At 44.4% G+C, this 25,216-nt stretch carries 21 protein-coding genes; 8 read left to right on the top strand and 13 right to left on the bottom strand.

The annotated features are described in order from the left end of the window. Positions 1-14: 14 nt before the first annotated feature. From ONT08_RS16495 to ONT08_RS06775, 6 genes are all read right to left on the bottom strand, one after another. Positions 15-965, bottom strand: coding sequence for an outer membrane beta-barrel protein (locus ONT08_RS16495; protein WP_264959575.1), 951 nt, complete (start codon positions 963-965; stop codon positions 15-17). 402 nt (positions 966-1,367) lie between these two features. Then, positions 1,368-2,672 (bottom strand): Fic family protein, encoded by a 1,305-nt coding sequence (locus ONT08_RS06795; protein ID WP_117587898.1) that lies wholly within the window; start codon positions 2,670-2,672, stop codon positions 1,368-1,370. A gap of 162 nt (positions 2,673-2,834) precedes the next feature. Beyond that, positions 2,835-3,647: an outer membrane beta-barrel family protein gene (locus tag ONT08_RS06790; RefSeq protein ID WP_264959545.1), complete on the bottom strand. Its 813-nt coding sequence runs from the start codon at positions 3,645-3,647 to the stop codon at positions 2,835-2,837. After that, complete coding sequence (locus tag ONT08_RS06785) at positions 3,590-4,135, bottom strand: hypothetical protein (protein ID WP_264959544.1); 546 nt, start codon at positions 4,133-4,135, stop codon at positions 3,590-3,592. Before ONT08_RS06785 ends, ONT08_RS06790 begins: the two co-directional genes overlap by 58 nt. 13 nt (positions 4,136-4,148) lie before the next feature. Next, the gene (locus ONT08_RS06780; protein WP_264959543.1) at positions 4,149-4,820 is read right to left on the bottom strand and encodes a DUF4974 domain-containing protein; all 672 of its coding nucleotides are present in this window, start codon (positions 4,818-4,820) and stop codon (positions 4,149-4,151) included. 18 nt (positions 4,821-4,838) lie between these two features. Then, complete coding sequence (locus tag ONT08_RS06775) at positions 4,839-5,345, bottom strand: sigma-70 family RNA polymerase sigma factor (protein ID WP_181985890.1); 507 nt, start codon at positions 5,343-5,345, stop codon at positions 4,839-4,841. Positions 5,346-5,503: 158 nt separating this feature from the next. Here ONT08_RS06775 and ONT08_RS06770 point away from each other — a divergent pair, with 158 nt between their 5' ends. The 7 genes from ONT08_RS06770 to mobV all read left to right on the top strand — a co-directional run bounded on the left by ONT08_RS06770 (position 5,504) and on the right by mobV (position 14,381). Beyond that, positions 5,504-6,865: a sigma-54-dependent transcriptional regulator gene (locus ONT08_RS06770; protein ID WP_264959542.1), complete on the top strand. Its 1,362-nt coding sequence runs from the start codon at positions 5,504-5,506 to the stop codon at positions 6,863-6,865. 47 nt (positions 6,866-6,912) lie between these two features. Continuing rightward, positions 6,913-8,103 carry a sensor histidine kinase gene (locus ONT08_RS06765; protein WP_264959541.1) on the top strand — a complete coding sequence of 397 codons (1,191 nt, stop codon included), beginning with the start codon at positions 6,913-6,915 and terminating at the stop codon, positions 8,101-8,103. 292 nt (positions 8,104-8,395) lie between these two features. After that, positions 8,396-9,622, top strand: coding sequence for a site-specific integrase (locus tag ONT08_RS06760; protein WP_181989128.1), 1,227 nt, complete (start codon positions 8,396-8,398; stop codon positions 9,620-9,622). Continuing rightward, positions 9,619-9,996 carry a hypothetical protein gene (locus tag ONT08_RS06755; protein ID WP_118214369.1) on the top strand — a complete coding sequence of 126 codons (378 nt, stop codon included), beginning with the start codon at positions 9,619-9,621 and terminating at the stop codon, positions 9,994-9,996. The genes ONT08_RS06760 and ONT08_RS06755 overlap by 4 nt, the downstream gene beginning before the upstream one ends. Positions 9,997-10,405: 409 nt before the next feature. After that, complete coding sequence (locus ONT08_RS06750; RefSeq protein WP_153090344.1) at positions 10,406-11,617, top strand: primase-helicase family protein; 1,212 nt, start codon at positions 10,406-10,408, stop codon at positions 11,615-11,617. Positions 11,618-11,893: 276 nt separating this feature from the next. After that, the gene (locus ONT08_RS06745; RefSeq protein ID WP_264959540.1) at positions 11,894-12,844 is read left to right on the top strand and encodes a toprim domain-containing protein; all 951 of its coding nucleotides are present in this window, start codon (positions 11,894-11,896) and stop codon (positions 12,842-12,844) included. Positions 12,845-13,034: 190 nt separating this feature from the next. Beyond that, entirely contained in the window at positions 13,035-14,381 is a 1,347-nt protein-coding gene (gene mobV, locus ONT08_RS06740; RefSeq protein ID WP_118214398.1) for a MobV family relaxase, read from the top strand. 68 nt (positions 14,382-14,449) lie between these two features. Here the strand turns inward: mobV and ONT08_RS06735 are convergent, their stop codons facing one another. From ONT08_RS06735 to ONT08_RS06725, 3 genes are read right to left on the bottom strand one after another with little or no spacing between them, the layout of a single operon-like run. Then, positions 14,450-17,062 carry a TonB-dependent receptor gene (locus ONT08_RS06735; RefSeq protein WP_264959539.1) on the bottom strand — a complete coding sequence of 871 codons (2,613 nt, stop codon included), beginning with the start codon at positions 17,060-17,062 and terminating at the stop codon, positions 14,450-14,452. 18 nt (positions 17,063-17,080) lie between these two features. Beyond that, the gene (locus tag ONT08_RS06730) at positions 17,081-17,776 is read right to left on the bottom strand and encodes a GLPGLI family protein (protein ID WP_118214372.1); all 696 of its coding nucleotides are present in this window, start codon (positions 17,774-17,776) and stop codon (positions 17,081-17,083) included. 35 nt (positions 17,777-17,811) lie between these two features. After that, entirely contained in the window at positions 17,812-18,000 is a 189-nt protein-coding gene (locus ONT08_RS06725) for a hypothetical protein (RefSeq protein WP_118214373.1), read from the bottom strand. A 464-nt stretch (positions 18,001-18,464) separates the two neighbouring features. Here ONT08_RS06725 and ONT08_RS06720 point away from each other — a divergent pair, with 464 nt between their 5' ends. Continuing rightward, the gene (locus ONT08_RS06720) at positions 18,465-19,256 is read left to right on the top strand and encodes a Fic family protein (RefSeq protein WP_264959538.1); all 792 of its coding nucleotides are present in this window, start codon (positions 18,465-18,467) and stop codon (positions 19,254-19,256) included. Between the two features lie 35 nt (positions 19,257-19,291). Here ONT08_RS06720 and ONT08_RS06715 read toward each other — a convergent pair whose 3' ends face one another. The 4 genes from ONT08_RS06715 to ONT08_RS06700 all read right to left on the bottom strand — a co-directional run bounded on the left by ONT08_RS06715 (position 19,292) and on the right by ONT08_RS06700 (position 25,104). Then, entirely contained in the window at positions 19,292-19,972 is a 681-nt protein-coding gene (locus ONT08_RS06715; RefSeq protein WP_264959537.1) for an ABC transporter ATP-binding protein, read from the bottom strand. Positions 19,973-20,004: 32 nt separating this feature from the next. After that, positions 20,005-22,386 carry an ABC transporter permease gene (locus ONT08_RS06710; protein WP_264959536.1) on the bottom strand — a complete coding sequence of 794 codons (2,382 nt, stop codon included), beginning with the start codon at positions 22,384-22,386 and terminating at the stop codon, positions 20,005-20,007. 64 nt (positions 22,387-22,450) lie between these two features. Continuing rightward, positions 22,451-23,704: an efflux RND transporter periplasmic adaptor subunit gene (locus ONT08_RS06705; RefSeq protein ID WP_118311190.1), complete on the bottom strand. Its 1,254-nt coding sequence runs from the start codon at positions 23,702-23,704 to the stop codon at positions 22,451-22,453. Between the two features lie 56 nt (positions 23,705-23,760). Continuing rightward, positions 23,761-25,104: a TolC family protein gene (locus ONT08_RS06700; RefSeq protein ID WP_264959535.1), complete on the bottom strand. Its 1,344-nt coding sequence runs from the start codon at positions 25,102-25,104 to the stop codon at positions 23,761-23,763. Positions 25,105-25,216: the final 112 nt, after the last annotated feature.

The raw sequence follows: 25,216 nt of genomic DNA, 5'->3' as shown, positions 1-25,216 counted from the left end.
GGCAAGACCATGGCTCAAAGCACCATGATCTTGCCCTTTTCTATTCTGACTTTTGCCACACCCATCTCGTTCAGTGCCGTGATGATTTCCTGCAGGCTTGCCCTGCGGGAGAAGCGGAAGTGGATGAGCTTATCCATATTCGCCTGGGACTGGAAGACCACGGTCTTGTTGTACCAGGCTCCGATGTCGCTCATCGCCTCTGCCAGCGTAACCTGATCCATATCGAAATCGCCTTCCAGCCAGTCGGAGGCTGAAGAGGAAGCCTTAGACACCACAATCTTATCCTCCTGGAGCGTGGCGGTCTGACCTGGGCGCATTTCCACCTCTGTATCGGCATTGCTCACCTTCACCTTGCCCTGCATCAGGGTTAACGTGCGATGCGACTGCGTGCCGTTTGCCTCGAAATAATAATATCCTGTATGCAAGAGGTCTTGCACTACAAACATCACCTTGATGGCATCGTTCTTCAGGAAGTTCTTGGAAACCCGGAACTGCATGTTGCCCGTACATTTCCTCCTTCCGATTCCCATCTCTGCATTCGTGCTGACATTACCCGAAAGATTCATGAACCACCGGTGGGGAAGCCTCAGATTGTTGTTCATGCTGAATGTAAACTGAGGCTGGTTTTTGCCAAACTCGGGGATATTGAGATGATCTACATTATCATGACCGTAGAAGACACTCGCCGTGAGGTTAGGATACCAGATTCCAAACGAAGGCGCCACACGGATATTGGCTCCACAATAGTAGGAATGAGGCACCGTAGCCATCGTCTGCAAAAGCACACTCGGATGATTCACCTCATCGTAAGGCTTGTACCAGGTCATGTACATGTCGAGTACATAGTTGTAGTAAGCCATGAACGACAACCACTTGTAATTGCCCGACAGGTTGAAACTGTGCTGCTTCTGAGGCTTGAGATGAGGGTCGCCCGACTTGTACTCGTACTTGCTTTCGTAGTCGATGCTGCTCTGAAATTACCAACCGTGCTTACCAGAACCACCTGAGCCGTCTGAAGTATCTGGCGGAAAACAAGGTAACAGGCAGAAGGGGCGTTTACAACATGGGGCGCAACTTCTGCATCAAAGTAGTGGTTCCGATAGAACTGTAATTCCCCCTTTTTAGAGGCTCAGGGGAGATTGTCCGTGGATAAGACAACCTCTCCTGAGCCAAATTCTTTATGTATAGGCTATGCTGCATCTTTGGATAACCTCATCCACGGAACTATGCAGGTACGCCCATTATACTCCATTTTATAAAGTCGTACTTTGCATTTTTGCGATTTTTGTAAAATGCGGCTTTACAAAAGTACAAAATTCCTCCAATTCTTTCCAATGTTTGCAAAATTGGAAAGGATTGGAGGGATTTTAAGATTTTGTTATTTCATCAAATTGCTCCCCCTTTATATAGCCTTTTTTAACCTTATTGAAGGAGATTTCTGATAAAAGTCCCATATTCATCAAACCGACGACATCGGCTTTTGCTGTAGTAGGGCTTACCAAAAACTTAGCTTGCAAATCAGCAATCGTAACCACCAAATTGGAATCATCGGCAAACATCTTGATGATTTGAGCTTGACGAGCATTAATGTTACCAATGCGCAAAAAAGAGTTGGCAGCTCGCTTCTCTTCCTGTTTACGCTTGATATAATCTTGCAACTGCTTAAACGACTGTTGGAGTACCCTCATGTTATAAGCCACAAAATACCCCATGTCCATGCCATCCGCCTCCGTATAAAGAAATGCTTTCTCGTACGATTTCTTCGATTTGGCAATAACCCTCGAAATGGAAAGATACTCAGTGAGCCAATACCCTTGTTTCAGCATGTACCAATAAAACAAGGCACGTGCGGTACGACCATTGCCATCAGCAAAAGGATGAACGTATGCCACCATAAAATGAATGATGATGCCACGGATGATAGGATGAATAAACTGCGGTGCATCCTGCTCATTGAAAAAGCGACACAAGTCTTCCACGAAGTTAGGAATCTCTTCATAGGTGGGTGGTATATGAACCGTCTCATGCGTAATACCATTTTCCACCACCACATCGTTATTACTTCTGAAACAACCTGCCTCTTGAGGATTCTGCATCGTATGTTCTGTCATCAACTGATGTATCTGCAATAGCAATTCTGGAGTCAATAGGGCATCTTTATGAGATACTATAAATTGTATTGTCTGATAATTGTTTGCTATCATCTGCTGCGATTTGTCCTTAGGCGTCATTTTCTTACGCAACATCTCCTTGGCAACCTTTCGGGTAGTAGCCGCCCCCTCCATCTGGCTTGAATAAATAGCCTCTTCCATCAATGAACCAACAAGATACTGTTCCTTGTTCTCATCCCCAATAATCGAATCTGTGCCCCAAGAGCCACCCCAATTCATATCTATCTCATGACACATACGTTGCATTTGATTGGTCAGCGTTAGTGTAATACCATACTTTCCCCATACAGACATCATGCTTTTGACACGAGCCGCTTTCACGTATGTCCATAATTGCTGGGGAGTGCATCCTTCAGGACACCTCTTATATTTAATTGTATCCCAATATTCAAAAGTTTCATTGACTTTATTTACCACTTCCTGCACTTTGTCATTGGGAGTCAAGAGCATTGCAGACAACAAATCCTCTTGCGATATAGATGGAGCTTTCTCTATTGCCATAACTAAAACATATTAATTTCGTCTGCAAATTTATCCAATTCTCTCCAATTTTGCAAACATTGGAAAGAATTTGAATGAATTTATTAGAATAATTAACAAAAAAAGGAGCATCAAAGTACATGATACTCCTTCTCTTGGTATTAATTCTCTTAATTTAAAACTTTACTTAAACGCACCCGAATCCCCATCTCGGTTATTGATATGCTTCTGGATATCCTTCTTCTTACCGGAGAAGAAGTTCCAGCTCACACCGATGCTTACCATGCGGTTGTTATCCTTGATGGTATGCCACTCCTTGCGACTCAATATCGGGTTGTCGATGGTTTCAAACTTGTATTTGGCATCATTCAAGAGCCAATAACCCGTGGCGGTGATGCGCCAGTTGCCAAGCTGATAATATACAGACAAGTTGCTGGCACTCTCATCCCAATAGTTATAGGGACCTCTTGGCTCCTTCGCCACGATATTGCCAATGTAGCTGGCTCCCCACTTGCCCTTGCGCACATTGATCTGATAAGTGAGCGGGATGCGCCACTGGTTGTGCTTGCCGATGATGCCGCTGCTCATGGAGTATCGCTCGAGGGAACCATACAAGCCGATGTTGAGCAACTCGCTCTTGAAAGGCTTGATGTTGAGGGCATATCCCATACCATACCACCACTGATAGTTGGAGTTCTCATAGGTTTGCACCAGATACTTCTGTTCCTGGATGGTGCGCCACTCATAATACACGCTCATCGGGCTGTCGGTATAGACACCAAAGAATGTCAACTGACCTTGCAGCCAAGAGGAATAATGATTGATGCGGAGGAAGGCACCATACTCATTGTTGGAGGTAAGATTAGGGTTGCCTTGGTTCACTACCCCAGGGATGATAATGGTGGTGTTCTCATTGAGATTAGCTATCGGTGGATAGTTCACGCCATTGACTGTCTGCAACTGGATGGAGCCACTCTTGATAGGATAAGTGAGCAAGAAAGTTGGACGGATATAACTGTTCGTCTTCTTGATGTCCTCATACTTCTGCTCGCGCCATACGCCCTCGGCACCGATGCGATCACGCCACCACAGAGGAAAGAAGAATCCTTGGCACTGAGCAACTGCACGTTGGCAAACTCCACGGGCAGATTGTGATTATCCATCAACCTACCTATCAGCTTGCGCTCGCCCTTGCGGATACACTCTACGGTAATCAAACTGTCGCCCACGGTCATCTTCATCGGATAAAATCCTATCACACGGCGAATGGCATCGGGAATATTCTGCTCATTCACATTTTGGGTAACGGTGAAGTCCTCCAACTCATTATAGATAAAGCTAATCTTATAACGAGAGGAACTCTTATCGAGGTCGATGAGCACGTCCGACATGCTGCGGTCGTGATAGCGGCGAGAGATATGTTGGGCGCACATATTAGAAATGATGGCACACAACAAGCATATTATGATTGAAAATCTTTTCATAAGATATTGCATATTACTTTACGATGATTTCATTGCCTTGCAAGGCAATATCCACATTCTCAAATTGATTCAATTCCTTGATGACATCCTCTATCTTGGTATGGCTATCCCACTCATAATAGAGGCGAAGGCTCTTTGCCTCATCGCTTATGAACTTCACTTGCAGGTCGTAATAAGCAGCTATCTCTGCCATCATTTTGCCGAAAGCCACATTCTCAAAGGTCTTGTGAATGGCTGATTTCTCGGCTTTCACCGCCGATGGCGTAGCCACCTGGGCAGTATCATTCTTCACAGAATCGTCCATTGCCCCCTGCTCCGCATTCTCCACTATCGGCATAGGCTCCCGGCTCTTGCGGATATAGGTGTGGATGGCAGCGAAAGCGATGCCAGAAACCAAGATGAAGCCAGCGACGGAGGCAGCTATCTTGCGCCAAGAGAAGCGAGAGGCAGGTTGCATAGGAATCGTTTTCGCGCTTTCTTCCAAGTGATGCTCTTCGCTGAATTTCTCCCAAGCCTCATCCACATCCGCTTCTGTCGCTTGATGCTTCAGGAGAGTCGAATCCACCTCTTGCATCGTCTGATAGAGCTTGCGACATTCCTCATCTCGCAATATCTCACGAATCTCATCATCAGTGTATTTCTCCTGATGATCGATCATATCCAATATCTTTTCAAACTTATCCATAAAATCTTCACTATATTTCTAAGGGTTAAACTTTTGTTTTAATTTCTTGATGCCTTGCGCCAAATGCTTGTACACCGCCACTTCGCTGATGCCCAACTCGGTAGCTATCTCCCGATATTTCAGCTTTTGCCGAAAGCGGAGTTGTAGTACCTGGTTCGTTTGGGGCGTCAGTTCACTCTCCATATAAGCAAGGATGGTTTCTTGCTTATCCGTCTCACGGTCGATGGCAGCGATGGTTGCCTCGGCAGGTTCGATGGTGGGTGAAGCGTCAAGTTGCAGCAGGTGGTGAACCCTGTCCTTCATCTTCTGTCGATTGATAAGCGTCAGGCATTTGTTGCGTACGCAAACCAACAAGTAGCTTCTTGCCTTATCAGGCAATAACTCAACATCCCCATCAAGCACGTCGGCGAAGACATCGCTCACCACGTCCTTGCTTGCCGCCTCATCCTTCAGGAGCACCAAGGCTAGCTGATACATCCTGGGGTAATGCTGTCGGAAGAGCTGTTCTATCTGTTCTTTTCTCATTTGCATGATTTCTTTCTTGTTTTGTTTGCTTATAATACTAACTACCTAACGTTTTCCTAACCCTTAGCTGGAAGAATTTTATGCAAAAGTACTAAAAATATTAGGAGATTCGTTAGAAAAAGTGTAACTTTGCACAAATAATAGCAATTTCAGCAATAATGAAGAAACAAGGAACGATATTGATAGTTGATGACAACCGCAACATTCTTACTACGGTGAGGATACTGCTGGAACCCATATTCGATGGCATCATCACCATCGCCAACCCTAACTCCATCCCAGCCAAGCTGAGAGAGGAGCATCCCGACGTGGTGCTGCTCGACATGAACTTCTCCAGCGGCATCAATTCGGGAAACGAGGGATTGTACTGGCTCAGGGAAATCAAGAGCCTCAGCCCGAAAACCGAAGTGGTGCTCTTTACTGCCTATGCCGACATCCAACTTGCCGTAACAGGCATTAAGGATGGTGCCGCCGACTTCATCGTGAAGCCTTTTGAAAACGAGAAGATGATCCGCACGCTGATAGAGGCTAGGGATAAGAACAAGGCTGTGGATAACGCTATCAACAGGAAAGGTGGAAAACTTGGTGGAAAAGATACGCAAAGCGCTATGTATTGGGGCGATAGCGAAGTTATGAACAATTTAAGAAGTATTGTGGAAAAAGTTTCCGCTACCGATGCGAATATCCTCATTACGGGCGAAAACGGAACGGGTAAAGAGGTATTAGCCAACGAGATACACCGTTTATCCACAAGATGTGGAAAGAAAATGCTGCCTGTGGATATGGGGGCCATCACGGAAACCCTTTTCGAGAGCGAACTCTTCGGTCATGTGAAGGGTGCTTTTACCGATGCCAAGGTGGATAAACCGGGTAAGTTTGAGCTTGCCGATGGCAGCACCATCTTCCTGGATGAGATAGGAAACCTATCCTATGGTCTTCAGGCAAAACTTCTTACCGCCCTGCAACGCAGAAGCATCGTAAGAGTGGGCGGCAGCACGCAGATTCCCATCAACGTGCGACTGGTTTGCGCCACCAACCGCAATCTGCAGCAGATGGTAAACGATGGCGAATTCAGAGAGGATCTGCTCTATCGCATCAATACCATCCATCTGGAATTGCCTGCCCTGAGACAGAGAAAATCAGACATCGTTCCACTGGCAGAAAGATTCCTCCGTCAATATGGCGATTTATATAATAAGGTGAATCTCCGTCTTTCGGAAGAAGCTGAGAAAAAACTTACCAGTTTGCCTTGGTACGGAAACATACGTGAACTCCAGCACGCCATCGAGAAAGCCGTGATTCTGTCTGATGGCGGAATGATTTCTGCCGAAGATATTGACGGCGGAAATCAGCAGAGAAGAGAGAAGCCCCTGGAAGAGGTTCAGACACTCGACGAGATGGAGAGCCGCATGATAGAGAAAACCATCAGGGAATGTGAGGGAAATCTGTCGGTGGTAGCCGCAAGACTGGGCATTTCACGCCAGACGCTTTATAATAAGATTAAGCGATACGGGATTTAAGTGAAGAACGAAAAGTGAAGAGTGAAGAATTCTATAGTTTTTGAGGTATGGATATTAATAAGGTGATTATTATCGTGCTTTTGCTCGTGGCTGTAGTGGGTTACATTCGCCTCTACCGCCACTATCGCCGTAACATCAAGAAGGTAACCTTCCTTTTTGATGCGATAGATAATGGGGATTTCTCCTTCAACTTTCCTACGGAGAAGAGGTTTAAGGAAGATAATATTCTACACCAGTCCCTCAACCGAATCAAGCTCTTTCTTCAGCATACGAGAGAGGAGCAGATGGATCGGGAGAAATATTACGAGCAGATTCTGAATGCGGTGGATACGGGCATCCTTGTGGTGGATAGTCACGACAACATCCTGCAGCATAATCAGGCAGCCCTCCGGTTGCTCGATACGGATGTGCTTACCCACATGAACCAGGTAAAAGGAAAGCTGAAGGATGAGCACCTGGCAAAGCATGAGACGCAAGCTATGCTGAAAGACAAGCACGTGCGCATCATCGCCCTGAGCGACGTGAGCCACGAGCTGAGCAACCAGGAGGTGGATTCTTGGATCAAACTGATTCGTGTGCTGACCCATGAAATCATGAATACCATCACGCCGGTTACTTCGTTGAGCGAGACTCTGCTTACCCGGGTTACAGAGGATAAAGACTTGAAGCAAGGTTTGGAAACCATCCACAAAACAGGAACCGAGCTGTTGGCTTTCGTTAACAACTATCGCCGTTTTACCCATGTTCCCCAGCCTCAGCCTGCCCTCTTCTATGTGGAACCATTCCTGGAAAGAATGGCGTTGCTCTGCAACCACGAAGTAGAGATAGAAGTTTCTCCCAAGGATTTGCTGGTTTACGCCGATGAGAGTCTCCTCTCTCACGTTGTAACGAATCTCTTGAAGAATGCCGTAGAAGCTTTCAAGGAAAAGGAAAGAGAAGACAAACAGGAATGCTGTTCCGCGGATTTGCAATCAGCGTCAAGCAAGAAGACATTTATCCATCTCCAAGCCTACGCCAACGCCCAGGAATCCATCATCATCGACGTGAGCAACAACGCCGGTCTCATCCCTGATGATGTAGCCTCTCATATCTTCATCCCGTTCTTCACCACGAAGCCGGAAGGAAGCGGAATCGGTCTCTCCCTCTCCCGCCAAATCATGCGAGTAAGCGGCGGCAGCCTCTCGCTCCATCAGGACAAGGCACAGGGAATCACCACCTTCCGCATCATCATCCCATAACATAAGCACATTTTTAAGAGAAAAGAACGCCTAAAAAGGCAAAAAATAGCAAAATAGAGCATTTGTTTTGAGTTTCAAGTGGTTGTGGCAGTCTTTGGCTTTAGTTGTCAGTGACAAGGAAATGAGGAAAAAGCATATTAGAGAAGTAGAAACGCTTTCAAATCATTACCCAATGGAAACGCCCTAATAAGCATTTTTAACGGTGGCGGTTCATATTTCCCCATTCTGCGTAGGTTTTGGCTTTGCCATGCAACTCTCATAGTTTAATTTTGCACCGAACAAAAAAGTAAGAATTATGAGATGCACTTTCAAGACAGTCTTCTATGTAAATGGAAGCAAGGAGAGAAACGGAATTGTCCCTATCATGGGACGTGTGACAATCAACGGAACTATCGCACAGTTCAGTTGCAAGCAGAGCGTTACCAAGGCTATCTGGGATGCCAAGGGCAACAGAGCCATAGGTAAGAGTAAGGAAGCCAAGGAGGTGAACTTCGTGCTTGATAACATCAAGGCGCAAATCGCCAAGCATTACCAACGTCTTTCCGACCGTGAGGCGTTCGTTACCGCTGAAATGGTGAGAAATGCCTACCAAGGCATTGGCACGGAGTACGAGACTTTGCTCAGAGCTTTTGACAAGGAGAACGCCGCCTTTGCCAAGCGTGTCGGCAAGGACAGGGCAAAGACTACTTACAACAAGTACCTAACGGTGAGAAAGTATGTTGCCGAGTTCATCAAGTATCAGTACAAGCGCAGCGACATGTCCATGAATGAGCTTACCGAGGAGTTCATCCGTGACTATTGTCTGTACTTGAAGAATGTGGTAGGACTTGCGCAGTCCTCCATTTGGATTTACTCCATTCCGCTGAAACATATCGTTACGACCGCACACTACAATGGCAAGATACCGAGAAATCCATTTGCCATGTACCATGTTGACCCAGACCACAAGGAACGTGAGTTCTTGACATTGGACGAGCTAACCGCCATGACTGAGATAAAGTTGGAAGACCCAAACATGGCTTTTGCGAGAGACCTTTTCATTTTTGGTTGTTGGACAGGTATCTCTTTCATAGACATCAAGAACTTGACGGAGGACAACATCTGTATAGTTAATGGTGCTCCTTGGATTGTGTCGAAGCGTCAGAAGACAGGTGTACCATTCCAAATCAAGCTGATGGATATACCTATACAGATTATTGAGAGATACAAATCATTCAGAAAAGACTGTCACTTATTCCATATTGGTGACCATGGAACTATCAATAAGCATATCAAGCGAGTTGCTGCAATGTGTGGTATCAAAAAGCAAGTTTCGTTCCACGTATCTCGTCATAGTTGGGCAGTTTTGGCTTTAGAATATGGTATGCCGATAGAGAGCGTGAGCAAGATTCTCGGTCACACGAACATCACCACAACACAGATATACGCCAAGGTGACAAGTAACAAACTTGACCATGACATATCTGTTTTTGAAAGTCGAATCAAGGGGCATTTGCCTGTAATAGGAGGAATGGTATGAAAAGGACAATTATCACTATGGACGGAAATGGGACACTTTCCATTCCGTCCAACTTAGAGAACTTGTGGATGGGTGAAGGCGAGTTGGTGAATATATTTCATGCCACAGCTCCCAAACTCAACTCTGTGATACGAGCCATATATAAGGAAGGTATGCTGTCTATGTCAGAAGTTCAACGCAAGGACAAAACTTCCGTTGGCGTTTGGCAAACGCTGTTTAGTTTTCCGATGATAGTTACCATTAGCTTTCGTCTCCACTCTTTTGGCGCAGCACAACTTCGTGATGCAATCCTCAAGAGATTGTACGGAGCAAAAGAGAAAAGTACCATAATCCTACAACTCTATGGAGGTACAAACACCTTTAGCAAAATATGATTGAATACTTGGCAGTTTAGTGAGGTGCTGTCGTACTGATTCATTGTCGTATCGAGAAGTGTTGTCGTGAGAAAAAGCAGAACTTTTGATGTCATACGTTTTATATGTTTATCGTATGACATGTAAAACGTATGACATACAGGAATACATTTTTGTTCATCCCGAGGAACGGTTTCTTTGTAAGCCTTTCTTCGGGATTTTTCGTTTTACCTTATCCCCAAAAGCTACATCAAACACCTTGATTTCCTATCTTTTAACACTGTCGGTTCAAACTTCTCCATTCTGCGTAGGTTTGAGTTTTGTATTTTGATTTTCCGCCATTACCTTTGCAACTTTAATTTTTATAAGTTACAAAGGAGAATTTATGAACATGACAAATGACAACAAACTGCCAGTCGAAGTTGCTACCATGCAGCCACAGGCACCACCTCCACCAAACGAGGTGTTCATCCGTGTTGGCACAACCTTATACAAGGTGGTTGACCAACCTACTATCAATGGAGGGAAGGTAAGAAAGCGCATCCCTTGGAACATGGAAACCTTGCGTCAGGACTACGGCAAGGAGTTCATCAAGTATGTCCACAAGTATGACGGATTCTGTACCGTTCCCGAACATGTGAACCACCGAACTGTAATAGATGGTTTTCTCAATCTCTACGAGCCGATAAGCCACAAGCCAATGAAAGGGGATTTTCCGAACATCAAGAAATTGCTTTTTCACATCTTCGGTGAGCAATACGAGCTTGGCATGGACTATCTGCAACTGCTCTATCTCAGACCTGTGCAGAAACTTCCAATTCTTTTGCTTGTGTCTGAGGAGAGGAACACAGGCAAGACCACGTTCTTGAACTTTCTGAAAGCGTTGTTCCAAGACAACGTTACGTTCAATACCAACGAGGACTTCCGCAGTCAGTTCAATGCAGATTGGGCTGGCAAGCTGCTCATAGTCGTGGATGAGGTGCTACTCAGTCGCAGGGAGGATTCTGAGCGTTTAAAGAATCTCAGCACCACACTCTCCTACAAGGTGGAAGCCAAGGGCAAGGACAGAAACGAGATTTCTTTCTTTGCCAAGTTTGTGCTGTGCTCCAACAACGAATCCCTGCCTGTCATCATTGACGAGGGCGAGACCCGATATTGGGTGAGGAAGATTTCATCGTTGCAATCTGACGATACCGACTTCTTGGAGAAACTGAAGGCGGAGATACCCGCTTTTCTGTTCCATCTGCAAGGCAGAACGCTATCCACAGAGCACAAGAGCCGAATGTGGTTCGCCCCCGAACAGATAGCGACCGATGCTCTGAGGAGAATCATACGCTGCAACCGTAACAGACTTGAGGTGGAAATGTCGGAGCTGTTCCTTGAGGTCATGGAGAACACTCAAACCGACAGTTTGCAATTCTGCCTCAATGACGCAATCGCCTTGTTGCAATGCAACCACGTGAAAGCGGAGAAGCACCTTGTGCGAAAGATAGTGCAGGACTGTTGGAAGCTGCAACCTTCAGAGAACGCCCTCACCTACACCTCATACGAGTACAACTACAATAGCAGCGGTCACTACTCGCCAACAAAACGTGTGGGCAGGTTCTACACTGTAACGATGGACAAGCTAAATAGCATATAATTTTGTTGAATTGTTGAATATGATGAAAGAATTGTTGAATATCAAGTATTTAAGGCTCAACATTTTCTCAACAAATCTCTCAACAAAAGAAAGAGACTGTTGAAAAGAGAAAACATGACAGCTAATGCCTGTCTTTCTCTTTTGCCCAGTGATTTTGTTAAAAAGAACCATTTGTTGAGAGTTTGTTGAGAAGATAAGTATTTGACTATCATACCAATACATGCCATTCTCAACAATTCATCAGAAATACATACACCACTTAATCCACAGTAAAACATGAACATTCAAGAAGCAAAGCAAATCAAGATTGCAGACTACCTGCAAAGTTTGGGACACCGCCCTGTCAAGCAGCAGGGCGCAAACCTTTGGTACAAGTCACCGCTTAGAAATGAGAGCGAGGCATCTTTCAAGGTGAACACCATGATGAACAGTTGGTTCGATTTCGGAATGGGCAAGGGCGGCAACATCATCACCCTTGCGTCATACCTCTACGCATCAGACAGCTTGCCATATCTCTTGGACAAGATGGAGAAGCAAGCACCCCATGTACGCCCGACCGACTTTTCTTTCCCTCAGCAAGCTTCCGAGCCGAGTTTTGAGAGATTGGAGGTTAGGGAACTCAACCACCCTGCACTCCTACGCTATCTGAGCGAGCGGAATATTGACCTGTGCATCGCCCGAAAGGAATGTGTGGAACTCCACTTCTCGCATAATGGCAAGAACTACTTCGCCATCGGCTTCAAGAACAAGTCGGTCGGTTACGAGGTTCGTAACCGATTCTTCAAGGGTTGCATGTCCCCCAAGGACATCACACATATCCGACAACAAGGCGAGCCAAGATACGCTTGCTATGTGTTCGAGGGCATGATGGACTATCTTTCCTTTCTCTCGTTACGCATGGAGAAGTTTCCGTCTTGTCCGTCATTGGAAGCGCAGGACTACGTGATACTCAACTCAACAAGCAACGTTGACAAGGCTATTGACGCACTACACGGCTACGAGCGCATCAGTTGTCTGCTCGACAACGACGAGGCTGGGCGGAAGGCAACGCTTGCCATCGAGACAGCCCTCGGCTACCATGTGAGGGACGCATCCCACTTGTACAGTGAGTACAAAGACTTGAACGACTATCTGTGCGGAGTTAAATCCAAACAGTCTGTACACCAAGTACAGCCTGTTAAGCAAACCGTTCCACCTCGAAAGAGAGGCGCAGCCTTGGGCATATAGGCGGTTCCTGCTCCAATGGCTATTCTGAACGGAAAAGCCATAGCTCAATAGGGCGTTTTCTTGACGCAGTGGCACGCCACCGCTAAAAACACCCATTTGAGCAAAGGGGCATCCCCTTTTGAAACCCCGTGAGCCATGCGCAGGGCGCAATGCGGCAAGCGGATTTGTACAACTCAAAAACAAGTTTATTATGGGACATTTCAGTTTGGATTTCAAGAAGGCAAAGGGCAGCTCGGACGCAAGGGAATCAGACCACATAGAACGCAAGGTGATACCCGACAACGCTGACCCTACGAGAACTCACCTCAACCGTGAGCTTGTCAAGATGCCGAGCGGTGTGTATGGTCGTGATGAAGCAATCGCCCACCGCATCAAGACGGCAGGCATCAAGCGTAAGATAACCAACGACCAGGTGAGGGTGATAAGAACCATGCTGTCTGGAACGCACGAGGACATGATGAACATCGCAGCCAATGGGCAGCTTGATGATTGGTGCAACGACAGCTTGAAATGGTTACAAGACACGTTTGGCAAGGAAAATGTTGTTTCGGTTGTTCTGCACATGGACGAGCACACGCCACACCTCCATGCCTCCATCGTTCCAATAGTGATAGGCGAGCGGAGAAAGGCAAGAAGCAAACCTACGGAAGAGGGCAAGCGGACATACCGCAAGAAAGCCAATGCCGTGAGACTGTGTGCCGATGATGTGCTCAACCGAGACAAAATGATTGGCTATCACGACAGCTATGCTGAAGCCATGAGCAAGTATGGCTTGAAGAGAGGGGTCCGTGGATCAGATGCGAGGCATACCACCACGGCACAGTATTATCGCAACATCAAGCGAGAGACCGAGAGACTTCAAAACTGTATGAAGCTGCTGCAATCTGATATTGAGGAAGCACAGCGACTTCTACAACAAACCAAGAGTGAAATCAGCACGGAGAAACTACAGGCTGCTAAGATGGAAGCCAAGACAGCCTTTGTGTCGAAGATTGGTTCTCTTTTAGGTAGTGGAAAATTGAAGGAGGTGGAGCAACACAACAGAAAGTTGTGCGAGCTTGTGACAAACCGAGAGCAATACATTGACGAACTCCATGAGAAGGTGCAGTGTATGGAGGACAGCCACAGCAAACAGCTTGACGAGATACAGTGGAAGCACCAATCGGAGGTCGCGAATTTGGAGAGCAAGCACACCACGGAGATAACGATGCTCAACAACATTATCCGCAAAGCCAAGCGTTGGTTCCCGATGTTGGAGGCACGCTTGCAAATGGAAGACCTGTGCAGGAGGGTTGGCTTTACCGTTGAACAAATTGGGGTGCTTCTTACAGGAAAGGCACTCAACTTTAGCGGTTCACTCTATTCCGAGGAGCACAGAAGAAAGTTCAATGTAGTGAATGCAGAAATTAATGTATTCTCTGATTCTACCAAGCCGAACCAACTATTTTTGTATATAAATAGACAAACTATGGTTGAATGGTTTAAGGAACAGTGGAATAATATAAGGTTAAAAACACAGCGTCGTTTCAAACTTTAATATACTTTTTGCAAGAACAAAGAAGGCAGCTTACTTTTTTTGGGTAAACCGCCTCTTTGTTGTTGCTTTTACAATTGATATGTTAGAGATAGCATAACATTTCCAGAATGTTGTTTGTATCTAACATAGGATGTGTAAGTTGGTGTAACATTTTGTTTTAACCAATTGATTCCGTTAAGGTGAAAGATATTCGTGCCAGAAAGTTTGCATGTGAATTTCTTGATTTTATAGGAAATGGAAAAATCAATATCTCGCAATATCTTACTTCCGCTTGTATTCTCTATCTTGTTCCACTTGCCGGTAACAAAACTGGCGAACTTGTTCTTCGCAAATATGAGCTTTGCAGTTCCACCAAATTCCTTGTCACTAGAATCAATGTTTAAGTCGGTGACTTTGTTTGTCAACTTGTTGTACAAGCCATCAACCTCAACATTGAAAGGAATCTTAAAGCGTGAGACGAAACCTAAGTCTGTCTTTAAGTTCCCTATCAACATTTTACACGGAATGGAATTGTATGCAATTTCGTTTCGATTCCATAAAAATGTTGTGGTCAGTTTGGCATCAATAGGCAAGTTGCCCAATCCTTTGTTGGCATATAAAGTTGCATTTACGGTTTCCTTTTTTCCTCCATCCATATAATTTTGGCTGTGTAATAAACCGTCATTCTGATAGTTCAGCATTTCGGTGTTATCAGCCTTCTCATAAGTCAAATACATAAATATAATTGTTCTGCTATACAAACTATACAACTTATAAGCAATATTCATGTTCAGGGCGTTGTTGCCCAACCTTGAATATGAGGAAGCATCTGTGACCTCATCGTAGCTATTGATGACAGAAAGTCTCGAAAGTGCTTCAATATCGGTTGGCACATATTTGTAACTCAGTCCAAATGCAACAGAGTGTTGCTGACTGAAACGTAATTCTGTTGCAAAGGATGGCTCCCACTTGATTACAGACTTTGTCGCTAGTCCATTAATGTTTGTATTATTCCCATAATCAGAAAATCTAACGCCTGCATCAAACCTAAAGAGACCTTTGTTCTTCATGAGCCCCCCATAAATCCCGAAATTGTGACTGTTCAAATGTTCGCTATCTACATTTTGGTCTATCCATGAATCGTAGTTCTGAGTGGACAACTCCCATTTCAAGTTGATTTTATGGAAAATAGGAAATACATATCCTACAGCACCTGCCACATTCAGCTTCTTCAAACCTCTATCTATATAGTAAGAACCATCATCCTGTGTATATTCGATAGGCAATTCGTAAGAGGAAAGAATGTCCAAGTTTCTGTCTGACTTAGAAAAAGCGAAATCTACACTTCCATAAAGCAAGCCTTTGCCTATCAACGAATTTAAGCTGACCTGCTGTAAAGCATTAAATCCTTTGTTTTTGTCATTGTCTGCATTTCTATCGGAATTATTGTTGTAATAATCCATGATAGACATACTGTTTCTCATATCGCTATATGCCAACTTCGTTTGGAAACGCAAGCTTGTGTATTGATTGACATCCCATTTTTGGCTGAGGTTAAATGAACTGAAGCTGCCTCTTTTCTTGCCATTCTCTTCTGTTGACTTACGTATGTTTTCCTGCGCCATCTTTATATGTTGTTCCGTTGACAATGCAGACTTTGCATCCATTTCATTGTGGATTACACCTATTGTGGCCTTGTAGTGTGAAGACGGTTTCAATGTTAAATTGACATTGCCAATACCTGAAGTCCTTTTGTATTCGTCATTACTTGGCATCAAGACATTTCTTTCTGCACTGGAAAGGCTCAATTGCGCAAATCCATTGGTTGTTTTTACTCCTGTAAGACCGCCATTGGCATTGAGATAGTCCATTATAGAGAATACAGCCTCATTGGTGTTGTTCGCATTTGCGATGATGGATGCAGATACTTTATTGCCCATCTTTAAAGCTGAGTTCTTGCTGTCAAACTTGTTCTTCATACCGCCACCTTCTGTAAAGTTGCCTGCCCATTTGTTATGGAAGTCCTTATTTATAAGGTTTAATGCTGTCGTCTCTTTTGAATTAAAAGAGTTGCCGACATTTCCATCATTATAGTTACTAAGCAACTCCACACCAGAAGCAAAGTCGGCGGACAAAGTTTTTAGTGCATGTCCTCCTGTAGAAAGCACATCTTCGCCATTGACCAAGAACTTATCTATTTTTTTTCCTTGGTAGGAAACATTTCCCGATTCATCGACTGTCATTCCAGGCAACTTTTTAATGACATCGCTCATGTTCTGTTCACTTCCGTTTTTAAACACATCTGGACTAAATTCAATTGTGTCATTCTTTATTTTCGCCCCTAAGTTTCTACCTTTTATTGTTACCTCAGACAATGTGTAGCTGTCGTCTTTCATCATTAAGTGTAATGGGGTTGCCGGCACTTCTTTATAATGTACTCTCAGTGTAGTATATCCGACACATCTTGCTGTCAACCAAAATGAGGACAAAGCCTTGTTGGATTGAATAGTGAACGAACCATCGTCTTTTGATATTGCATACGAAACGATGGAATGTGCCGCACTATCTTGTGAACATGTTACAGTACAAAAGGGTATGGCTGTATTTTGTGCATCAACAACCATACCCGATATATTCTGTGCTATAGAAAATCTACATATGCAGATTAGCATACATAACAGTAAACTTCTTAAACGTCCCATACATCCTTATGTTTTATCCTATAAAACTATGACATTGTCATTGCCGCTTTCCTTCAACTCTTCAATCTTTTTCTTCTGTAACTTTTCAAAAGCAGGTTTTTGCATTATTTTTCCTCTTGGTAACTCTATCTTGACTTGCCCTTTTATAGGCAAAATACTTTCTGCCTCATAAATTTCGCTTGATGTCGTCAAGCGGAGTATTGCCCCTGGCAGCCCTATATATCCACAAGGTCCTACGGGGGATGGTATTTCTTGACAGAACCATGCTACTACAGAACGATTTTTCTTATATACGGCCTTTGTACATTTCTTTCCTAAAACTTCTATAGTCTCATCAAAATACAAATCCCATTCATTTTTTAATGAATCAGAAAAAACGACAAACGCCTTATCTACAATGCTTTTTATACTTATTTCCTTATTATCTGTTGTATTTGTATAGTATGAGCCACTTCCTTCAAGTTTGATAACATTGTTATCTATGCCTGTGGTTGAAAATGCACATTCGTTGCCATTAGTAAATAAAGTATAAGTTTTATGCTGATTGGACAATTGATTTATAATTATTTGTCTTTTACTTAAATCACTCATACTATAGACCTCCTTCGGAATTTGCATCACCATATTATAATGTATGGATAATCCTATCTTTTGTGCAGAGACTAATAGACAAGAGACTAAGCACGAAAGCGTGAATAATATAACCCTTTTCATATTTGTACAGAGTTGATTAGCAATAGACTACGACATTAGAGAACAATAATGACTGTTCCATCTTTGGTAATAATAACGACAGGACCATTTGATGGAGTTGCTTGGAACGTTGTTGTTGCCTTAATGTTGTTTACTACTGGTGAAGATACTTCAGCCGCATTTGCTTGACTTGGCATGCATATAGCACCTAATGCCAAAGCCATAGAAAACAAAAACTTTTTCATGTTTTCTCCTTTTTTAAATGTTATACATGTTGCGGAGGTATAAACCTCTTTGTTTTCGATTGCAAAAGTACAAAAAAAATGATTGATAGAACTTTTTGATGGTTATTTTAAACTGAATTAAACTTATTGACGGTAAAATTAAATCTGATTAAACATTATGCTGCTATTTTGTAAGGAAACTGGTACTTTTGTAACATGTCTTTCGGTTTGATGTTTTTTTTGGAATTAAAAATCTTAGATTCATTATTTTTTTTGTATTTTTGCAGCCGAAAAGAGTTGTTAGGCAGCAAACGTATGCAGATAGCAGAATTTAGGACTGTTGCCAAATCATTACCTCTATTGAGGTGAAAGACTCATAAATAGCTCATTTTAAGCTATTCGGCAGTTTTTAGCGTAATTTTTTCTGAAAAGTTTGGTACTTATCCATAAAAATCGTATCTTTGTCCCCACAAATACAGAAGATTATGGCATTCGAAAAGGAAATCAAGGAATACGAGGATTTGAGAGGAAAATATCAAACCCTTATCATCAATAAAATGGATAGAGAAGAGTACATCAAATATAATGAAGTACTCTTCTCTACTTTTTCGTGCGCCATTGAAGGCAATTCATTCTCCGTAGATGACACCCGGGAACTGAAGGAGAAAGGTCTGGGGATGATTCCTGCCGGAAAGACTCTCTTCGAGGCTTTCGAAATGCTCGACCATTTCGAAGCCTTCGAGTACATGATGCAAAACACGCAGCATCCGCTCGATGAGAATTTTCTGAAAGAAATCAACAGGCGGGTTACCAGCCATACGCTTTCCTACCGTTCTCCAGAAGCCATTCCGGGCGAATACACCACCACAGACATGGCTGCAGGCGACACGGTATTTGGCAATCACGAAGAACTCATCGCCAGAGTTCCCAAGCTGCTGGAATCAACCGAAAAAGCCATTGTTTCAGCAGCTGTTCATCCCATGATTCTTGCCGCCCGCTTCCATGGCTTCTACGAATATCTTCATCCTTTCCGTGATGGGAATGGAAGAACAGGCCGACTCGTCAGCAACTACATTCTCTTAAGATTGAATCAACCTCTTCTCATCATCCCATCAGAAGCTCGACAGGAATACATTTCTGCCCTCCGCATGATTCGCACAGAAGCAACCGACGAGCACCTCATCCACTTCTTCTTCAAGATGGCAATACAGAGAATGGAAGAAGAGCTGAAGCAGAAAGAGGCTAACACCAAGCGATTTATGACATTCCTCTTCTAACAAAGCATCGGATGCCCCTCAGAAGTGACAGAAGCCTAAAGCTGATTGCCCTCCGTCTCCACAATCTGTCCATCAAACAACTGGATGGTGCGATGGGCTATCTTGGCATCATGCTCATTATGCGTTACCATGACGATGGTGGTGCCCTCGTGGTTCAGCTCGGTAAGCAGATGCATTACCTCGGCTCCATTCTTGGAATCGAGGTTACCCGTAGGCTCATCGGCAAGGATGAGCTTCGGACCGAAAACCACGGCACGGGCGATGGCTACTCGCTGTTGCTGACCACCTGATAGCTGGTGAGGGAAGTGCTTGGCACGATGGCTGATGGCCATTCGCTTCATAATCGCCTGCACCTTTGCCTTGCGCTCCGCCTTCGGAATGTTGAGGTAAGTAAGAGGAAGCTCGATGTTCTCCTCTACATTCAATTCATCTATCAGGTTGAAGCTCTGGAACACAAAACCGATTTCTCCCTTTCTCACATCCGTGCGCTCCTTTTCCTTCAGGTTTGCCACCTCGTGATTACCCAGGAAATATTTTCCCGAAGTTGGGTTGTCGAGCAAACCGAGGATGTTGAGCAAGGTGGATTTGCCACAACCTGATGGTCCCATAATGGCGACAAACTCGCCGTCTTCTACTGTGAAAGATACGTTATTTAAAGCAATCGTCTCCACATCTTCTGTGCGGAATGACTTGCAAAGATTCTCTATTTTAAGCATTTTCTTATCTTTTTACTTTTTTACTTTTAATTTTATTCATCCTTGAGATACTTCACCGGATTACTGTTAGCCACCTTGTAGCAGTTGATGACGACGGAAAGCCCGATGATGACGAGCAAGATGATGGTAACGCCGATAAACAGCAAAGGCGTCATCGTAATCTTCTCGCTGAACGACATCAGCCATTGTCTGGCTATCAGCCAAGCCCCCAAGTCGCCCACGATGATGCAAGGCAAGGCAATCTTCATGATGTCCTTCAGGAAGATGCGAAGAATATCCTTCACCTTCGCCCCGTTCACCTTCCTTATCGCTATCTCCTTACGGCGGCGGTTTACCTCATCACTCGTATAGCCCACCAATCCGAAGAGGGCGATGATCATCGTGATGATGCCGGCAACCAGGATTCCGTTGCGGAAATGGAGCTGGGAAACGTACTGTAATTCCATTTCCGACTGATAAGAATATACATTCACCAAATTATTCGGATACATAGCTTGCACCTTCTTTTGGAGCTTTTCTAATGTATCATCCGCCATTTCCTTAAACTTAACCAACATATACGGCGCAACCTTATCTTCATAGAAAATAAAAGCAGGCAAAGACTTGAGGTCCGAATCTTGACCGGTAAGACTACCTATCTGTATATTCCGGAATACACCACAAATAGAGTAAACCTTTCCATCACCCGAATATTCTATACGCTTACCGATAACACCATCTTTCCAATGAAAAACCTTCTGTAATTTTCCAACCATTTTTTCTTCTATCATGATTTGGCTGCAGCTATCATTACGTTCGGTGAAGAAAGAGCCTTGTATGATTGGAATCTCCAACATCTTGAAGAAATTATCATCCACGCCTCCAATATCCTGAGCATTGAATTGAGCAGTTTCGTCACCAGGCAAAGCTATCGTATTACCATCTATTCCCCAATCATCCAAAGGGATGGTATAAGTAGATGAGACCATGCTTACATCGGGCATTCGCCTGATTTCTTCCAGGCATTGAACACGACGTTCCCTATCCAAGGCATCAACTTTCAATATGGCAACATTTTCATAACTATAGCCAGGATCCTGATTCACCATCAAGTGATACTGAGCACTCACAACATAAAGCAAACTGAACAGGAGGCCTGATATAACAAACTGAAAACCAAGCAAAGCAAGCTTCCAGCGATTCCGATTTTCCTGATAACCACGAAAGGCTACGGCAACAGGAATTCTACTGTATAACCAACCAGGAACCAATCCTCCCACCAATAACACGAAAAGACAAATGGCTACCAATATCCAACTTCCCCTACAGAACATCAAGGCTTCAATTGGCGCAGAAAGGAAGTTTCTAATTGTTCCTTTACAAAGGAAGATGAATAAAGCCGCAAACAATACCGCTAATCCAACCTGTACCAATGCCTCTGAAAATATGATAGAATGAATATTCTTCGGTGCTGCACCATAACACTTTCTGACGGCCATCTCCCGAGAACGTGTCATCAAATTACCGACAATAATCAGCAGATAATTCATTACCGATGTAAAAAGAAGCACAAAGGCTATGATTCCTAGAATCCACCCCATCATCTTGATGTAAGAATTCTGAGTATAGACCTCACTAAGTACCACAAAATCATAATTCAATTCCATTCCTGCCTGTTTCAACTCTTTCATAGGAAAATGATCCTGGCGCATCTTGTCAACATAGGGTTTCAATTCGCCTACACCATGTCCTTTTGCTATACGAATATAAGAATTGAATATATCAGAACCAATCCAGTCATTTCTCGCATCAAAAGTACGAACCTGCGGCATCGTTGACATGGACACAACCACTCCATAGGATGTAAAAGTAGAATTCCATGGAAAAGCATCGAATACACCACCTATCGTAAATATGATACCAGGATAATTCGGCACAGAAAAATGCTTACCTACAACATTACCACCTATCTTTTCAGCAACCCGTGAACTAACCAGACAATAGTTAGGACGAGACAAAGTTTCCTTGGCATTACCCATGAATATTCTTTGGGGAAAGACATCGAAGAAGCAACTATCTGCCAATACCATATCAGCAGAGAATACCTGTTGGTTTTCCAACTTACATTGTGCGTTGCTTTTCAACCAGTTTACTCGGGTTGCAGCCTCAACGATAGGCGCATACTGGGCTATACCATGAGCCGTAGCTCCCGAAGTTTGATCAAAATAAAGTTTTTCTCCTTTATTATGCCCCACTTCCATAATCTGATACGTCCTTTCCCATCCTGGAAAGTACGTATCGTAAGTCTGCTCGAAATAAATCTCGGCAATAATTACCGAACTGATTGCCAATCCGAGCGCCAGACACAAGATCTTCACGAAATTGTGCTGGCCTCTTCGAGGCAGATTCTTGAATGCGTTAATAATATGATTCATATCAAATATCCTGTTTCAAGGGCGTTAGCCCAATTTATCACTAATCATTACTAACTAATCACTACTAATTAAAAACTAATACATCATTATCCTTATAGGCCTCATAGCCACTAACGATGACCTGCTCGCCCGGCTCCAAGCCCTCAATTACCTCATAATACTGAGGATTCTGGCGACCGATGGTTATCTTTCGGCGATAAGCCTTCTTGCCACTCTTGTCTAATACAAAAATCCATTGACCACCCGTTACACTATAAAACGTGCCTTTAGGGATAATTATTGCCTGCTTAGACTGACCGAGCTGCAAATCCACGTAATAGGTCTGACCGGTTCGGATGTTGCCAGGACGAACACCTTTGAAGATGAAGTCGATGCGGAACCTGCCGTCTCTTACCTCGGGATAAACCTTGCGGACCTGCAGGAGATAATGCTTGCCGTTCTGGTCGAAAGTGGCAGTAAGTCCCGGTTTTACCCGGTCGATGTAATGCTCATCCACCTGCGCCTGCACCTTGAAATCGCTGAGGTCGTTGATGACTCCAATCTTCTGTCCAGCCTGGATGCTCTGTCCCAGTTCCACATCGAGCAAGCCTATCTCACCCGAAATGGTGCTGCGGATGTTCAGCTTCTCCTTGCGCTGGCGAACCAGTTGCACATTCTTCTGCATGGCTTCCAGATTATCGCCCATCTGATCCATCTGCGAACGGCGGAGCTGGGCATCCTTCTTCAATCGCTTGCTGATGAGCGCATGCTTCTTGACGGCAAGGTCGTAATCTTCCTTTGCCTTGAGATACTCCTCGCGCGAATTGAGTTCTTCCTTGTGCAACGCCTCCTGATGCTGATAGGAACGGCGCTTGGTAATGACATCCTGCGAAAGCGACAGTTCCTCGTTGCTATTGTTCAGGCGGTCCTGCTCCATCGAAATCTGGGTGTTGCGAAGCATATCCTGCTTTTCGGCAAGTTCGCTCTCGGCATTCAGAATCTCCAGATCGAGATTCGAATTGCTCAGTTTCACGATCACATCACCCTTGTTTACGTGGGCGCCTTCATCCACCACTTTCTCCAGAACAATACCACCTTCTTCGGAACTGATCTGCACCACGGAGATTGGAACCACCTGACCATCCACCGAAACATAATCGTTGAACTGCGCCTTCTCCACGGTTCCGATGCTTAATCCCTTCCTGTCCACCTTCAGGGTGGAAGAGAAATTGCTCAATCCCAACCAAATGAGGACTGCGATCAAAACCGCTCCTCCGCCAATCCATGCCCAATACTTGCGAGGCACGAGATATTTTTTCTTTTCTATTTTTATATCCATAATTTAAGTGAAGAGTGAAGAACGAAAAGTGAAGAATTCACTTGCATTCTCCAGGTTTATTTAATTAAATTTTCTCCTTGGTAATAAGCAACCAGCCTCTGTTTGATAATGAGCAGCATCTGCATCTGGAGTTCCTTGATTCTGCTTTCCAGAAGCGTTTGGGCTGCGGTATGAAGGTCGAAGGTGGAAAGCATTCCTTCCTCAAACTTGCGGCTCGACATGTGATAGGCGAGCGAATCGGAGGCCACCTTCTTCTGCATCTGATGCAACTCCTTGGCGTAACCCTCTGCATCCATTACCGCCTGGGCTATCTGGTCGTGAAGCTTGCGACGGGTTTCCTCCAGGTTCACCTGCGCCAGTTGCCAGTCGTTGCGTGCCTTCTTCACGCTGTGCCATCGGTCGCTATTATAAATAGGTATAGAAAGGGTCAATGCGAGGTATTCGCCCTGGTTGTTGTGAAACTGCGAGGCAAACCCATCGTATTGCCCTTTCTGAGAGAGATTCTTATAATAGTTGGTAGAAATGCCGCCACCGAGAGAGAGTGATGGCAGCAATCTGCCTTTTGCTATTTTATAATCATACCGTGCCCGCTCCACTTCGTATTCTGCCGACTTCAAATCGGGAGAAATATTCTGAAAGCCCTGGTAAACGGTTTCGTAGTTTACTCCAGATTCAGGAACCTCTTTATTATCAGACGTTAACTTCAAATTCTGCTCCTCATTAATCAGAATTTTCAGCTCTTCATCCACAGGAAAATTCATCGCCGATTTCAAGGCGAGCAGACTCTGTTTTGCCACATTCTCCTGATGCGTAAGATTGTATTCATCTTCCGCCACCTGCGATTCCATCTGCACCACATCCGGGCGACCTTTCTCGCCCAGTTCATACAGGCGCTTCATCTTAACTAACATCCGCTTACTTTCGTTCAGTTTCTCGCTTGCTATCCGAATACTTGCCTCAGCATAGGCAGCATCCACATATTTCTGCATCACGTCGATGGCTCGGTCGTCCTGAATCTTCTGCATCGCCGTGGCTGAATAATCCCGGCTCAACTTAGCCTGCTTCAAGGCGTTGATGGTGGCGAAACCGTCGAATACATTCAGTTCGGCATAAAGCTGATAGTAGTTGTTGAATGTCGTTACATTATTATAAGTATTGGTTTCCGGGTCGATGTTTCGTCCCCAGGCATACTGTCCCTGCACGCCACCCGTAACGGTAGGCAGGAATCCTGCCACAGCATGCTGGTAATCCTGCTTGCGCTGGCGGGCGTTTACCACCTCCCGCTTCACCTCCGTGGCGTGCTCCACGGCGTATTTCATGCAGTCGTCAAGGCTCCAGCTCTGTGCCGAGACTCCAGCCGCCCAGACCAACCATCCTATCAATATTCCTATTCTTTTCATAATCTTCTTCATTTTGGCATGATAAGGACAAGAGCCGTGCCAAAACAGCATTTCTCCTGATAATCAATTCCTTAGATAAAAAGCCTCATTAAACAAACTGTCCAACAATTAG

The sequence above is a fragment of the Segatella copri genome, assembly GCF_026015465.1.
Taxonomy (GTDB): Bacteria; Bacteroidota; Bacteroidia; order Bacteroidales; family Bacteroidaceae; genus Prevotella; species Prevotella copri_E.
The sequence above is the reverse complement of the archived record's forward strand: the minus strand, read 5'-3'. Positions and strand labels throughout refer to the sequence as shown.

Coding starts and splice junctions, on each gene's coding strand:
- ONT08_RS06780 (WP_264959543.1), bottom strand. CDS start 4,820: ATGGATAAGTTTGAAAAGATATTGGATATGATCGATCATCAGGAGAAA.
- ONT08_RS06795 (WP_117587898.1), bottom strand. CDS start 2,672: ATGGCAATAGAGAAAGCTCCATCTATATCGCAAGAGGATTTGTTGTCT.
- ONT08_RS06750 (WP_153090344.1), top strand. CDS start 10,406: ATGCAGCCACAGGCACCACCTCCACCAAACGAGGTGTTCATCCGTGTT.
- ONT08_RS06745 (WP_264959540.1), top strand. CDS start 11,894: ATGAACATTCAAGAAGCAAAGCAAATCAAGATTGCAGACTACCTGCAA.
- mobV (WP_118214398.1), top strand. CDS start 13,035: ATGGGACATTTCAGTTTGGATTTCAAGAAGGCAAAGGGCAGCTCGGAC.
- ONT08_RS06785 (WP_264959544.1), bottom strand. CDS start 4,135: ATGAAAAGATTTTCAATCATAATATGCTTGTTGTGTGCCATCATTTCT.
- ONT08_RS06725 (WP_118214373.1), bottom strand. CDS start 18,000: ATGAAAAAGTTTTTGTTTTCTATGGCTTTGGCATTAGGTGCTATATGC.
- ONT08_RS06755 (WP_118214369.1), top strand. CDS start 9,619: ATGAAAAGGACAATTATCACTATGGACGGAAATGGGACACTTTCCATT.
- ONT08_RS06710 (WP_264959536.1), bottom strand. CDS start 22,386: ATGAATCATATTATTAACGCATTCAAGAATCTGCCTCGAAGAGGCCAG.
- ONT08_RS06765 (WP_264959541.1), top strand. CDS start 6,913: ATGGATATTAATAAGGTGATTATTATCGTGCTTTTGCTCGTGGCTGTA.
- ONT08_RS06770 (WP_264959542.1), top strand. CDS start 5,504: ATGAAGAAACAAGGAACGATATTGATAGTTGATGACAACCGCAACATT.
- ONT08_RS06720 (WP_264959538.1), top strand. CDS start 18,465: ATGGCATTCGAAAAGGAAATCAAGGAATACGAGGATTTGAGAGGAAAA.
- ONT08_RS06705 (WP_118311190.1), bottom strand. CDS start 23,704: ATGGATATAAAAATAGAAAAGAAAAAATATCTCGTGCCTCGCAAGTAT.
- ONT08_RS06730 (WP_118214372.1), bottom strand. CDS start 17,776: ATGAAAAGGGTTATATTATTCACGCTTTCGTGCTTAGTCTCTTGTCTA.
- ONT08_RS06700 (WP_264959535.1), bottom strand. CDS start 25,104: ATGAAAAGAATAGGAATATTGATAGGATGGTTGGTCTGGGCGGCTGGA.
- ONT08_RS06775 (WP_181985890.1), bottom strand. CDS start 5,345: ATGAGAAAAGAACAGATAGAACAGCTCTTCCGACAGCATTACCCCAGG.
- ONT08_RS06715 (WP_264959537.1), bottom strand. CDS start 19,972: ATGCTTAAAATAGAGAATCTTTGCAAGTCATTCCGCACAGAAGATGTG.
- ONT08_RS06735 (WP_264959539.1), bottom strand. CDS start 17,062: ATGGGACGTTTAAGAAGTTTACTGTTATGTATGCTAATCTGCATATGT.